The organism is Mycobacteriales bacterium (genome assembly GCA_036497565.1).
Lineage (GTDB): Bacteria > Actinomycetota > Actinomycetes > Mycobacteriales > QHCD01 > DASXJE01.
The window spans coordinates 36,280-49,356 of record DASXJE010000177.1 but is presented as its reverse complement, the minus strand read 5'-3'; the positions used below and the strand labels follow the sequence as shown (position 1 = coordinate 49,356).

Below are 13,077 nucleotides of genomic sequence, written 5' to 3'. Positions count from 1 at the left end.
CGGCTCGACACCGGTCCTCCCCACCCCGCAGACTTGCCCGGTGGGGTCCGGGGGGCAGCGGCGTGCACTCGCCGTAATCGACATCGACGGGGTCGTCGCCGACGTCCGCCACCGCCTGCACCACCTCGAGCGCCGGCCGCGCCGGTGGCCGGAGTTCTTCGCCGCGGCCGATGACGATCCGGCGCTTGCCGTCGGGGTGACCCTGGTCCACGAACTCGCCGCGACGTACGACGTTGCGTGGTTCACCGGCCGGCACGAACGGCTGCGCCGGCTCACCGAAGTCTGGCTGGCCCGGCACGGCCTGCCCGAGGGACCCATGGCCATGCGGGCCGACGAGGACTTCCGGCCGGCCCCGGTGGTCAAGTCCGAACTGTTGGCGACGCTGCGGGACATCGCACCGGTCGCATTGGTGGTCGATGACGACCCGGAAGTGCTCGCCGTGATCGCCCGCGACGGGACTCCGGTGCGACTCGCCGACTGGGTCCCCCGGTCCGCCACGCTGGCTCGGGCGCAGGACGTTGACGGACAGACATGACACCGTTGTGAAACGCTGGGCGGCGTGGCGATCACTCGACCGGCACGACCCCGCAACGACCCGGGACAGTACGACGACCTGGTCGACCAGTGGTGGCAGCCGCACGGGCAGCTCGCGATGCTGAATTGGATCGCCGCCGCACGGGCCGCGCTGATCCCGCCCGCCCGGCGACCGGGGGCCGTCCTGGTCGACCTCGCGTGCGGCGGCGGCCTGCTCGCCCGCCACGTCACCGGCCGCGGATACCGGCACGTCGGCATCGACCTGACCCCGAGCGCATTGAAGGTGGCCCGCTCGCACGACGTGCTCCCGGTGTGTGCCGACGTCCGCTCGCTGCCGTTGCCCGACGAGGCGGCGGACGTGGTGTCGGCCGGCGAGATCCTCGAGCACGTCCGTGACGTCGCGGGCGTCGTCGGCGAGGCGTGCCGGGTGCTGCGGCCGGGCGGCACGCTGGTCATCGACACCGTCGCCCGCACCGCGCTGGCCCGGTTCCTCGTGGTCACGGTGGCCGAACGGATTCCCGGCGCCGCCCCACCAGGCATCCACGATCCTGCGTTGTTCGTCGACCGCCGGGCCCTGCAGGCCGAATGTGCGCGGCACGGCGTACCGCTGCAGCTGCGTGGGCTGCGACCGTCGGTTCCGGACGCGGTCCGCTGGTTACGCCGCCGGAGCGACGACGTCGCGATGGTGCCGACCAGGACGACGTCCGTGCTGTTCCAGGCTTCCGGCGTGAAGGCCTCTGGCGTGAAGGAGAGTCGATGACCGACACGGTGACGCTCCCGGACACCCCGGCCGCGCTCGCGGCCGCTCGGGAGGTTGCGCCGGCGCTCGCCGCGCGGGCCGCCGAGCACGACGGGCCGGGGGCGTTCCCGGCTGCCGACTTCGACGACCTGCGCGCGCGGGGACTGCTGGGCCTGATGGTGCCGACCCGGCTCGGTGGTCCGGGCGCGGGTTTCGCCGACTACGCCGAGGTGGCGATGGCGCTCGCCCACGGTGCCGGCGCCACCGCATTGATCTACAACATGCACGCGTCGGTGACCGGTGCGCTGGCGCTGACCCCCGACGAGGTGCTGCACGCCCTCGGTGTCCCGGACAGCTACCTCGACGTCCGCGACCGCGCGCTGGCGCGGGCCCGCGACGGCGCCCTGTACGCCGTCGCGATGAGCGAGCGCGGCGCCGGCAGCCGGCTGTCGAAGATCACCACGACCTACGAGGCGGTCGACGGCGGCTACCGCATCGTCGGGGCGAAGGCGTTCGTCTCCGGCGCCGGACACGCCGACGGCTACCTCGTCGCGGCGCGCGAGCGGGACGTCGACCCGCCGCGGGTCTCCTACTTCCTGGTGCCGGCCGGACCGGGCCTGACCGTCGAGGAGACCTGGAATTCGCTCGGCATGCGGGCGACGGCGAGCCAGGACCTGCACCTCGACGTCGTCGTCCCCGCCGACACCCTGCTGGGCGGGGTCGAGGGACTGACGCTGCTGATCGCGCAGGTCATGCCGCAGTGGCTGGTCGCTTCCTACGCCGCCGTCTATGTCGGGGTGGCCCAGTCCTGCGTCGACGAGGCCGTGCGGCACCTGACCGAGCGCGGGCTCGCGCGGCTGCCCGCGGTGCGGGCCCGGGTCGGCCGGGCCGAGGCGCGGGTGGCCGCGACCAGGCTCGCCGTCCGCGAGACGGCCCGCCGGGTCGATGCCGAGCCGGGACAGCCGGAGACCAACCACTGGGTGTGGCGGGCGAAGCTCCTGGCCGGCGAGACCGCGATGGAGGTCGCCGCGTCGATGCTGGAGGCGGCCGGCACCTCGGCCACCCGCCGCGGGCATCCGCTCGAACGGCTCTACCGCGACGCCCGCTGCGGATCACTGCAACCGGCCACCAGCGACGTGTGCGCCGACTGGCTGGGTGCCGCCACGCTCGGCCTCGATCCCCACGCCGACGCGGACGTCGCCCGGTGGTGAGCCCGAGCACGAGCGGATGGACCACCCCGGTGCGCGTAACCGGCCTCGGGCACGCCGTCCCCGCGCCGGTCGGGCAACCCGACCTGTGGAAGGGGTTCTTCGCCGACCGCTACGCCGGGGTCCGGTCCGCCGAGCGGGTGTTCGCCTCGTCAGGCGTGGATACCCGGCACACCGTCGTCAACCCGTCGGTGGAGGACATCTCCGACTGGGGCACCGAAGCTCGCATGCGCCGCTACCTGGCCGAGGCGATGCCGCTGGGCAAGTCGGCCGTGGGGGCAGCGCTGGCCGATGCCGGTGTCGCCGCGGACGACGTCGGCCTGTTCGCGGTCGCGACCTGCACCGGCTACGCCACGCCGGGCCTGGACATCCTGCTGGCCCGCGACCTCGGAATGCGGGCGGATCTGCAACGGCTCCTGGTGGGGCACATGGGCTGCTACGCCGCGCTGCCGGGGCTCGCCGCGGTGGCCGATTACGTCGCCTCGCGGCGCCGGCCGGCCGTGCTGCTGTGCCTGGAGCTGACCAGCCTGCATCTGCAGCCGCCGACCACGGGCATGGACCAGGTGGTCACCCATGCGCTGTTCGGTGATGCCGCGGCCGCGGTCGTCGTCCAACCGGGTGACGGGCCAGGTCTGCGGATGCTCGACATGGCCGCCCGCACCGACGTCGCCACCGCCGACCACATGACCTGGGACGTCACCGATCAGGGGTTCCGGATGGGCCTGTCCCCCCGCGTTCCGAGTGTGCTGGCCCGCCACGTCGGCTCGGTGGTCGAGGAGTTGCTGGCCGCGCACGGACTGGGGTACGGCGACGTCGACGGGTGGGCGGTGCATCCCGGCGGCCGGCGGATTCTCGAGGCCGTCGGCACCAGCCTCGGGCTGACGGAGGCCGCGCTGGAGCCGTCCTACGACGTGCTGCGCGGCTACGGCAACTGCTCGTCGCCGACCGTCCTGCTGGTGCTCGAGGCGCTGCGGCAGCGACGGGCCCGGACCGTCGTCGCCATGGCATTCGGACCGGGGTTGACCCTCTACGCCGGGCTGCTCCAGGCGCCATGACCCGCGGTCCTGCGAGTTGGCATGCGACACGCCAAATGTTGCGGACGCATCACATGATGAATATTTCGCGGCCAGCGGGGCACACTGTGACTGTTGCCACACGCCATACCCCGCTTGCACAGGAATTTGAGAGCCATGTGTCCGCACGAAACTCCGTGCCCGTCGGCTGACGACGCCGATCGAGACGCCGCCCAAGTCGTATCCAGCCATCCCGAGCAGGGATGGAGTCTGCTTTGCAACGGTGTCGTCTTCTTCGACGACACCGGCGAGCTCCTCCCCGACGGTCGGGTCATCGCCCCGCGCCGCCGGCAACCCTTGGTAACCGCGCCTGCCGCCTGAGTTACCGCGGCCGGTCAGGCCTCCGGCAGAGGCGGGCAGCTGCACATGAGGTTGCGGTCCCCGTACCCGCCGTCGATTCTCCCGACCGGCGACCAGTACTTGTCCTGACGTAGCCCCGGCAGCGGGTAGGCCGCCACGTCGCGCCCATAGGGGTGACCCCAGTCCCCGGCCAGCGCCGCAGCCGTGTGCGGGGCGCCGGTCAGCGGGTTGTCAGCCCGGTCGTACTCCCCCGCCGCCACCTTCTCGATCTCCTGCCGGATCCCGACCATTGCGTCGACGAACCGGTCCAGCTCGGCGAGATCCTCCGACTCGGTCGGCTCGACCATCAGCGTCCCGGCGACCGGGAACGACATGGTCGGGGCGTGGAAGCCGTAGTCGATCAACCGTTTGGCGACGTCCTCGACGGTGATCCCGGTCTGGGCGGTGAGCGGCCGCAGATCGATGATGCACTCGTGGGCGACGAGCCCGCCGCGCCCGGTGTAGAGGACCGGGTAGTGCGGCGCGAGCCGCCGGGCGAGGTAGTTGGCGGCGAGTACGGCGACCTGCGAGGCCTGCCGGAGCCCGTCCGGGCCCATCAGCCGGAGATAGGCCCAGGAGATCGGGAGCACCCCAGCTGACCCGTACGGCGCCGCGGACACCGGCCCGGGACCGGTCGGCGGCCCGGCTGAGGGGTCCAGCGGGTGGTTGGGCAGGTGGTCGGCGAGATGCGCCCGGACGCCGATCGGGCCGACGCCGGGTCCGCCGCCCCCGTGCGGGATGCAGAAGGTCTTGTGCAGGTTGAGGTGCGAGACGTCGGCGCCGAAGTCACCCGGCCGGGCCAGGCCGACCAGGGCGTTGAGGTTGGCGCCGTCGACGTAGACCTGCCCGCCGGCATCGTGCACGAGCGCGCACACCTGCGCGACCGAGGTCTCGAAGACCCCGTGCGTCGACGGATAGGTGAGCATGATCGCGGCGAGCCGCTCGCCGTGGGTGGCGAGCTTCGCGCGCAGGTCGTCGAGGTCGATGTTGCCCGCGCCGTCGCAGGCGACCACGACGACCGAGAGGCCGGCCATGACCGCGCTGGCCGCGTTGGTGCCGTGCGCGGAGGAGGGGATCAGGCATACGTCGCGCGCGGTCTGTCCCTGCGCTTCGTGGTAGCCGCGGATCGCGAGCAGTCCGGCCAGCTCGCCCTGGCTGCCGGCGTTGGGCTGCAGGGACACCGCGGCGTATCCGGTGATCTCGACCAGCCACTGCTGCAGATCGGCCAGCAGCCGGGCATAGCCGCGCGACTGGTCGGCCGGCGCGAACGGGTGGATCCGGGCGAACTCCGGCCAGGTGACCGGCTCCATCTCGGTGGTGGCGTTGAGCTTCATGGTGCAGGAGCCGAGCGGGATCATCGACCGGTCGAGGGCGATGTCGCGGTCGGACAACCGGCGGAGGTAGCGCAGCATCGCTGTCTCGGAACGGTGCTGGTGGAAGACCGGGTGGGCCAGGTAGGGGCTCGACCGGCGCAGCGGCTCGGGCAGCGCGTCGGGGGTCGTCTCGTCGAGCGCGTCGAGCTCCGGCTCGGGGACGCCGAACGCCGACCAGACGGCCGCCAGCGCCGCCCGGTTGGTGACCTCGTCGCAGGTGATCCCGACCCGGTCGTCATCGACGAGGCGCAGATTGACGCCGCGCTCGACCGCCGCGGCGACGACCTCGCCCGCGCGCCCCGGGACGAGCGCGGTCAGGGTGTCGAAGTAGGTCTCGTGCGTCAGGTCGACCCCGCCGGCGCGGAGCCCCGCACCGAGCAGCGCGGCGTAGCGGTGCACCCGGCGGGCGATCGCGGCGAGACCCTCGGGGCCGTGGTAGACGGCGTACATGCCGGCCATCACGGCGAGCAGCACCTGGGCGGTGCAGATGTTGCTGGTGGCCTTCTCACGGCGAATGTGCTGTTCCCGCGTCTGCAGCGCCAGCCGGTAGGCCGGGGCACCCGCGGAGTCCTTCGACACGCCTACCAGCCGGCCGGGCAACGACCGGGTGAGGCCCTGCCGGACGGCGATGTATCCGGCATGCGGGCCGCCGAATCCGAGCGGAACACCGAACCGCTGGGCCGAGCCGACGGCGACGTCGGCGCCGATCTCCCCCGGCGGCCGGAGCAGGGTCAGCGCGAGCAGGTCGGCGGCCACCGCGACGACCGCGCCGCGTTCCTGTGCGGCCGCGACGACAGCGGCGTGGTCGCGGACGGCCCCGGTCGCCGCCGGGTACTGCAGCAGCGCGCCGAAGAACTCGCCGTCGGGCAACCCGTCCGACAGGTCGGTCACGACCACCTCGAGACCCAGCGGCCGGGCCCGCGTCGCGAGCACCGCGATCGTCTGCGGCAGCACCTCGGCGTCGACCAGGAACCGATCGGCCGCGACCTTCGACGTACGCCGGGCGAGGGTCATCGCCTCCGCGGCCGCGGTCGCCTCGTCGAGCAGGGACGCGCCGGCGACCGGGAGCCCGGTGAGGTCCTCGATGACGGTCTGGAAGGTCAGCAGCGCCTCGAGCCGGCCCTGGCTGATCTCCGGCTGGTACGGCGTGTAGGCGGTGTACCAGCCGGGGTTCTCCAGCACGTTGCGGCGGATCACGCCGGGCGTGACGGTGTCGTGGTAGCCGAGGCCGATCATCGACGTCTGGACGCTGTTGGCGGCGGCGAGGCCGCGCAACTCCGCGATGATCTCGGGCTCGGTGCCGGCCGCGGGCAGGCTGAGCGGATCGGCGGAGCGGATGGCCTCCGGAAGCGCCGCGTCGGCAAGATCGTCGAGTGAGCCGTAGCCGATGACGGCCAGCATCTTGGCCTGCTCGTCGGCATCCGGGCCGATGTGCCGGCGGGTGAACGGGATACCGCGTTCCAGGTCGACCAGACGATCGGGCATCGGGGCCTCCAACGGGACGGACGGGGGCGACGGGCGGCGGCGGGCCACCCGCGTCCTCCCCCTCTGTCATCGAGGCCTGAGAGCTTCGCCGCACCGGCCGGGACCGGTGGACTTGCACCGTCGGCGGGGACCGGTGGTCCGGTCCCGCTTTCCAGAGTCGCCTCGCCTGCGCGGTCCGTTGGCCTGAGAGGTTCCGGGGAGGGTTGCTCCTTCGGCGTCCCATGCTGGCGGCGTGGGAACTCTCCCGCGTGGGGTCGGTGGCGTCCTCGACGGTACCAGCGTGGCGCCGATTCGGACCGGCGGCGGGGCGAGTGGGTCAGCCGGTGCGGCGCGACCGGCGCCGCTCGGACAGCTCGTCGGGGACCCCGCGCTCGACCACGGCGCCGTCGAGGCGTTCGCCGGGGAGCTCGGCCAGCGATCCGGTCAGCTCACGCAGGGCGCCGCTGACCGCGATCCCGAACACACCCTGGCCGCCCTGGAGCAGGTCGACGACCTCCTCGGGCGAGGTGCACTCGTAGACGGTGGTGCCGTCGGAGAGCAGGGTCAGCTCGGCGAGGTCGTCGGCCCCGCGGCGGCGCAGGTGCTCCACCGCGGTGCGGATGTTGGCCAGGGAGACCCCGGTGTCCAGCAGCCGTTTGACGACCTTGAGCACGACGATGTCGGTGAACGAGTACAGCCGTTGGGTGCCGGAGCCGGACGCCGTCCGGATCGACGGTGCGACCAGCCCGGTGCGGGCCCAGTAGTCGAGTTGGCGGTAGGTGATCCCGGTCGCGGAGCAGGCCGCCGGGCCCCGGTAGCCGATCATCTCGTCGGGCACCGGTTCGGTGCCGTCGTCGAACAGCGACCCCTGGGTGGGGCGGGAGACGGGAAGCTCAACCTCGGACGGCTCGGGGGGCTGCGGGCCGGATCGGCCGTCTCCCGGGTGGTCGCGTCCGCTCACGACAGCCTCCCGGGTGCGCTCGATGAGGACTCTCATCGCCCGGCAGCAGACCGAATCAGCCGGCCCGAGTCACACGGTGAGGATTTGGACGGTAGGCGCCCGCGAGGCCGCGGTCAACGGGCGCCGAGGGCGTGTCGTAACCTTCGACCTCGACTGGAGACTCAGGCTTACGCCTGGCTCGGCCCGGGGCGAGCGTGGCCGGTCTACTGCCCGGCGAAGTCGTCCGGCGAGATGGTGTCGAGGAACTCGCGGAACTTCTCCACCTCGTCCTCCTGCTCGTCCGGGATGAGGATCCCGGCCTCCTCGAGGACGGCGTCCTCGCCGTAGATCGTCGCGCCGGACCGCAGGGCGAGCGCGATGGCGTCCGACGGGCGGGCACTGACCCGGGCGCCACTGGCGAAGACCAGGTCGGCGAAGAAGATCTGGTCCCGCATCTCGGTGATGTGCACCGACTCGAGCTGACCGCCGAGGGCCGCGACCACGTCGCGGAGAAGGTCGTGCGTCATGGGCCGGGCGGGCTTCACACCCTGCTGCTCGAAGGCGATCGCCGAGGCCTCGACGGCGCCGATCCAGATCGGGAGATAGCGCTCTCCGTTGGCCTCTTTGAGGAGCACTATGGGCTGGTTGACCGGGAGCTCAACTCGCACACCCACGACCTGCATCTCGTTCATACTGCACTTGCCTCCCTGACCGTGGACGCCGGGACACTACTTTGAACTTACACGTCCGGCGTCTGCGCCCGCGCGGCCAGCACTGCTCGCGAGGCCAACGTTCGCATACCTGATCCCGCTATACCCCAGGGCCTGCGGGCTAACCGCCGAGCACCGAACGCAACCCCGCTTTCACCAGAGCGGCGTGCAGCCGGACGGACAGCGCGGCGAGCTCCTGGACGGCCTCCTCGGCCCGCCCCCGCGCCTCCGGACTGCGTTGCCGGACCAGGGGGGTGACCACCTGCTGGACGAGTCCGACCTCGCGGTCGGCCGCCGTCCGGAAGGCCCGCAGGTGCCTCGGCTCGATGCCGTACCGGGACAGCTCGCCGACCGCCTGGGCGACCGTGAGCGACGTGTCGTCGTAGTGGCCGCCACGGGAGGTCACCATCCCGAACTGCTCGAGCTGGGTCAGCGCCTCGTCGGTCAGGCCGGTCGCGGCGAGCACCTCGGCCCGGGACAGCCGGATGGGCGAGCGGCTCGGCTCGAAGTCCTCGGCGTCGGGCAGCCCCTCGGCCGCGACCAGTGCCCGCGGCACCCGCGGCGCCCCGCCGGGGGCGTCGGGCGGCTCGAGCCCCCGGTCGAGGGCGTCGAGGTGCTCCTTGATCACCCGTAACGGCAGGTACCGGTCCCGCTGCGCCGCCAGCACGTAGCTGAGCCGGCTCATGTCCTCCCGGGAGAACTTGCGATAGCCGGACGGGGTCCGGTGCGGGCTGACCAGTCCTTCGGACTCCAGGAACCTGATCTTGGAGATGGTGACGTCGGGGAAGTCCGGGCGGAGTTGGGAGAGCACCTCGCCGATGCTCATGAATGCCCGGGCGGACCCGGCCGAGGTCACCCGGCCGCCTGTGACACGTCCTCGCTCCCCGCTTGGGAGCCGGTGAGGAACACCAGCCGGAATTTGCCGATCTGCACCTCGTCGCCGCCGGTGAGTCCGACGCCCTCGATCCGCTCGCGGTTGACGTAGGTGCCGTTGAGGCTGCCGACGTCGAACACCGAGAAGTCGGCACCGCTGCGCCGGAACTCCGCGTGCCGCCGGGAGACCGTCACGTCGTCGAGGAAGATGTCGCTGTCGGGATGGCGTCCGGCCGTGGTCGTGTCCTGGTCGAGCAGGAACCGGCTGCCGGCGTTGGGGCCGCGCTTGACGACGAGCAGCGCGGAACCGGCCGGGAGCGCGTCGACCGATCCCAGTTGGCCGGGCTCGGATGCTTCGGTCGCCTCGGCGACGTCGTCGAACGCGCTGCTCGGGATGATCGACGTCGTCTCCGCCGCCGACGTCTCACCGGAGCGCGGCAGGCGCGCGCCACACTGCGAGCAGAACCGACTTTCGTCGGCATTCTGCTGGCCGCATCGGGTACAAAACACGATCAGACTCGCCTCCCCCTGTCGGCCACCGGGCGTGCGAAGCGTAGCCAGGCGGTCGTTACAAGGTCAACTGAAGGTCGACGGTTGGCGTCGTGTCGTTTCCGACTGTCGACCCTCACCCGTCACTGCGGGTCGAGGGTCTTCTGGTACGCCTCGGCATCGAGCATGTCCTCCAACGCCGATGTGTCGGTGACGGTGATCTCCACCAGCCAGCCGTCGCCGTACGGATCGGAGTTGATCAGTTCGGGGTGCTCGTCGAGGGCGTCGTTGCGCGCGGCGACGGTGCCGGAGGCCGGTGCGTAGACGTCGGAGACGCTCTTCGTCGACTCGACCTCGCCCATCGGCTGGCCCTTCTCGAGGTCGGTGTCGACCGCGGGCAGCGAGACGAAGACGACGTCCCCGAGCGCGTTCTGCGCGAAGTCGGTGACGCCCACCCGGATCGTCCGGCCGTCCGGACCGACCTTCGCCCACTCGTGCTCGGCGGTGTACTTCAGCTCCGTAGGGGTACTCACGCAGGTCCTCTCGGGGTGTTGGTCAATGCCCGCCGGTCGGTGCAGCGTAATGAAGCCGCGAAATGGGTCGCAAGGCGGAGACGACGACGTGGTCACGCTGGATCGAACTCACCAGTCCGCCCTGCTGGTGCACGGTGTCCGCGACACCTCCGGGGATGTTCATCGCCGCCGCGAGGGTGGACGGGTCGCCGATCGCCACGACGTTGTACGGCGCGGTCAGGCTCTTTCCGTCCAGCGACACTCCCCCGGCCGAACCGGTCCAGGCGCTGGACAACCCGATCCGTACGTCGTTGACCTCGATGGTCTCGGCACCGGCCGCGCGAAGTTCCTGTACGGCGTCGAGCAGGGTGTCGGGGTCGACCCGGGACCGCGGGTCGGTGATGGTCAGGTCGAGTCCGGGACCTTGCGCGGGCAGGGTGCCGGCCAGGATGGCGAGCGACGACGCCCGCGACCTGGCTTCGGTGAGCGCCGCGGCGGCCCGGTCGCCGCCCGACGCCAGCCGGCTCCTCGTTGCCTGCAGCGCCGCGACCTGACCGCGCAGCCGCTGCTCGCGGCTGGAGACGTCGTCGAGGATCCGGACCAGGTCGGACTGCCGCGCGGTCGCCAGCCCGCCGGTCGCGGTCTGGGAGTGCACCTGGACGGCGAGGCCGAACCCGAGCAGGCCGCAGAGCAGCCCGATCAGAAGACCGGCCGGCGAGGTGCCGAAGCGCGCGGCGGTCCGGAGCTTCTCGCGCACCTGTTCGGCGCGCCCGGCGTCGGTCATGCCCGGAACACGTGCCGGCGGATCGCGGCCACGTTGCCGAAGATGCGGATCCCGAAGACGACGACCACTCCGGTGGAAAGCTGCGCCCCGACGCCGAGCTTGTCGCCGAGGAAGACGATCAGGGCGGCGACGAGGGCGTTGGAGACGAAGGACACGACGAAGACCTTCGCGTCGAAGATGCCGTCGAGGTGGGCACGGACGCCGCCGAACACCGCGTCCAGGGCGGCGACCACGGCGATGGGCAGATAGGGCTGCAGCCACAACGGCACGGTGGGTCCGAGGACGATGCCGAGGACGATGCCGACGGCGAGCGCGAGGGCCGGGATCATCAGTGGCCTCCCCGTTTGGTGGGCGCCGGTGTGGTGGGCGTCCGTGTGGCCGGTACCGGTCGGGCGTAGTGCAGGCCGGCGTCGGCGGCCGCAGGGAGCGACAGGTGACCCGCGGTCCGGGTGGCGAACTGCAGGCCGTAAAGGCCGACGTAGCTACGGAACTGACTGGCCGTCGGGGATCCGGCGAACCTCGCGCCGAGCCCGCCCGGCTCGCCGATCGCCTGGATCGTGTAGGGACTCGACACCGGGAAGAGGTCGACGAGGATGGCGCCACCGGCCGCGCGAATGGTGCTGGTGGGGGCGAGCCGCTGCCCGTTGATCGCGACGGCCTCCGCGCCGGACGCCCAGAGCGCATTGACGATGCTCTGCAGATCGCGGTCCTGTACGAGCCCGGTGTCGTTCGGCGGCTCGGTGGTCTGCTGTCCGGTCACCGGGTCGGTGCGCTTGATCGGTGCGGCGTCGGCAAGGGTGACCGCGATGCCCGGGCCGTGGACCGGCACGAGTGCGGCCGCGGCCTCCAGACGGGTCAACGTGCCCGCGGCGGCCCGGCCCGAGCTGGTCTCGGCGAGTCCGGCGCTGCGGTCCCGGCCGACCGCGGCGGTCAAGGCCGCGACCTTGCGCTGCAGCTGGTCCCCGGTGCGGGTGGCCCGGTCGACGTCGCCGATCAGCGCCTGCCGGTCCCGAGCCGACTCCGGTGCCTGGCGGGCGGTCTGCCGGTAGGCCACCGCAAGAAGCAGCCCGGCCAGGACCAACCCGATCACCAGCCAGGTCCGGGCGCGGCCCCGTGCAGGTGCGGGCGCACCGGCGGCGGCACGTCTCTTCGCGGCCTCGGCGTACCCGGGATCGAGGGTGTCGTTCATCAACCCGTCGAGCAGCGAGCGCGTCGGTCCGGTGCCGGATCCGGTGGCCGGCGTCTGCGTCTTCGTCACACGGTCTCCGGCGCGGGTGGTGCCCCCCGGCGGTCGGCCCCTACCAGTGTGATGACCTGCCACACGTAGAGCGCGCCCGCCCACAGGTAGAGCGCCGTACCCCAGATCGTGAACGCCCACGCGATCGGCTGGATCACCTGGGCGGCCGTGCCTCCGACGATCTCGGCGAGCAGCAGGAACGGGAAGGCGTAGAGCAGGTTGAAGGTCGCCGCCTTGCCCAGGTAGTGCACCTGCAGCGGGCCGTAGCCGTGGCGGCGCAGCACCGGCAGGCACAGGCCGAGAATCAGGTCGCGGCCGACCAGGATCGCCACGAGCCACCACGGGATCAGCCCTCGCACCGCGAACGCCACCAGCGTCGCCAGGACGTAGAGCCGGTCGGCGGCCGGATCGAGGAGTACGCCGAGCTGGCTGGTCTGGCCGAGAGCGCGGGCGATCTTGCCGTCGAGGTAGTCGGAGATGCCGGAGAGTGCCAGCACCACCAGAGCGGCGATGTCGGCGTGCGGGCCGAGCAGCAGCCAGAGGAACAGCGGCACCCCGAGCAACCGCGCGATGGACAGCGCGTTGGGAATGGTCCAGACCCGGTCGATGGGCGGGTCGGCGGCCGCCAGCCGCGACTCCGGTGTCACCCGACCTCCTCGCGTCCCCGACCGCACCTGCCGGTCGAGTGCGTCGCCACAGTGCGGTCAGTCTACGACCGGCCGTGTTCGGCCCCGAGCCGCCAAGTCTCGCCCCTGACCAAAACGCACTAGGAGTGCGTTTTGGGCACGCCGTACGGCGTGTC

Annotated in this window: 14 protein-coding genes and 1 riboswitch; of the genes, 4 read left to right on the top strand and 10 right to left on the bottom strand. The window is 72.1% G+C overall.

The window, feature by feature from the left end; genetic code table 11:
* Positions 1-40: 40 nt before the first annotated feature.
* The 4 genes from VGH85_15060 to VGH85_15045 are packed head-to-tail and all read left to right on the top strand — an operon-like array spanning position 41 to position 3,536.
* Positions 41-535 (top strand): hypothetical protein, encoded by a 495-nt coding sequence (locus VGH85_15060; GenBank protein ID HEY2175124.1) that lies wholly within the window; start codon positions 41-43, stop codon positions 533-535.
* 24 nt (positions 536-559) lie between these two features.
* Positions 560-1,294, top strand: coding sequence for a methyltransferase domain-containing protein (locus VGH85_15055; GenBank protein ID HEY2175123.1), 735 nt, complete (start codon positions 560-562; stop codon positions 1,292-1,294).
* A complete protein-coding gene (locus VGH85_15050; protein ID HEY2175122.1) occupies positions 1,291-2,484 on the top strand; it encodes an acyl-CoA dehydrogenase family protein in 1,194 nt (397 codons plus the stop codon). Before VGH85_15055 ends, VGH85_15050 begins: the two co-directional genes overlap by 4 nt.
* Positions 2,485-2,513: 29 nt before the next feature.
* Positions 2,514-3,536: a type III polyketide synthase gene (locus VGH85_15045; protein HEY2175121.1), complete on the top strand. Its 1,023-nt coding sequence runs from the start codon at positions 2,514-2,516 to the stop codon at positions 3,534-3,536.
* 353 nt (positions 3,537-3,889) lie between these two features.
* Here VGH85_15045 and gcvP read toward each other — a convergent pair whose 3' ends face one another.
* From gcvP to VGH85_14995, 10 genes are all read right to left on the bottom strand, one after another.
* Positions 3,890-6,751, bottom strand: a complete 2,862-nt coding sequence (gene gcvP / locus VGH85_15040; protein HEY2175120.1) for an aminomethyl-transferring glycine dehydrogenase — start codon at positions 6,749-6,751, stop codon at positions 3,890-3,892.
* A gap of 161 nt (positions 6,752-6,912) precedes the next feature.
* Positions 6,913-7,008: riboswitch (glycine riboswitch) on the bottom strand.
* Between the two features lie 59 nt (positions 7,009-7,067).
* Entirely contained in the window at positions 7,068-7,691 is a 624-nt protein-coding gene (locus VGH85_15035; GenBank protein ID HEY2175119.1) for a MerR family transcriptional regulator, read from the bottom strand.
* 203 nt (positions 7,692-7,894) lie between these two features.
* A complete protein-coding gene (locus VGH85_15030; GenBank protein ID HEY2175118.1) occupies positions 7,895-8,362 on the bottom strand; it encodes a bifunctional nuclease family protein in 468 nt (155 codons plus the stop codon).
* A 139-nt stretch (positions 8,363-8,501) separates the two neighbouring features.
* Positions 8,502-9,206: a MerR family transcriptional regulator gene (locus tag VGH85_15025; protein ID HEY2175117.1), complete on the bottom strand. Its 705-nt coding sequence runs from the start codon at positions 9,204-9,206 to the stop codon at positions 8,502-8,504.
* A 26-nt stretch (positions 9,207-9,232) separates the two neighbouring features.
* On the bottom strand, positions 9,233-9,763 hold the full coding sequence (locus tag VGH85_15020; protein ID HEY2175116.1) for an FHA domain-containing protein: 531 nt from the start codon (positions 9,761-9,763) through the stop codon (positions 9,233-9,235).
* A gap of 122 nt (positions 9,764-9,885) precedes the next feature.
* Positions 9,886-10,275, bottom strand: a complete 390-nt coding sequence (gcvH, locus tag VGH85_15015) for a glycine cleavage system protein GcvH (protein HEY2175115.1) — start codon at positions 10,273-10,275, stop codon at positions 9,886-9,888.
* Positions 10,276-10,297: 22 nt separating this feature from the next.
* Positions 10,298-11,038: a DUF881 domain-containing protein gene (locus VGH85_15010; protein HEY2175114.1), complete on the bottom strand. Its 741-nt coding sequence runs from the start codon at positions 11,036-11,038 to the stop codon at positions 10,298-10,300.
* On the bottom strand, positions 11,035-11,367 hold the full coding sequence (locus VGH85_15005; protein HEY2175113.1) for a small basic family protein: 333 nt from the start codon (positions 11,365-11,367) through the stop codon (positions 11,035-11,037). Before VGH85_15005 ends, VGH85_15010 begins: the two co-directional genes overlap by 4 nt.
* The gene (locus VGH85_15000; GenBank protein HEY2175112.1) at positions 11,367-12,296 is read right to left on the bottom strand and encodes a DUF881 domain-containing protein; all 930 of its coding nucleotides are present in this window, start codon (positions 12,294-12,296) and stop codon (positions 11,367-11,369) included. Before VGH85_15000 ends, VGH85_15005 begins: the two co-directional genes overlap by 1 nt.
* Positions 12,293-12,922, bottom strand: a complete 630-nt coding sequence (locus VGH85_14995) for a CDP-alcohol phosphatidyltransferase family protein (protein HEY2175111.1) — start codon at positions 12,920-12,922, stop codon at positions 12,293-12,295. Before VGH85_14995 ends, VGH85_15000 begins: the two co-directional genes overlap by 4 nt.
* Positions 12,923-13,077: the final 155 nt, after the last annotated feature.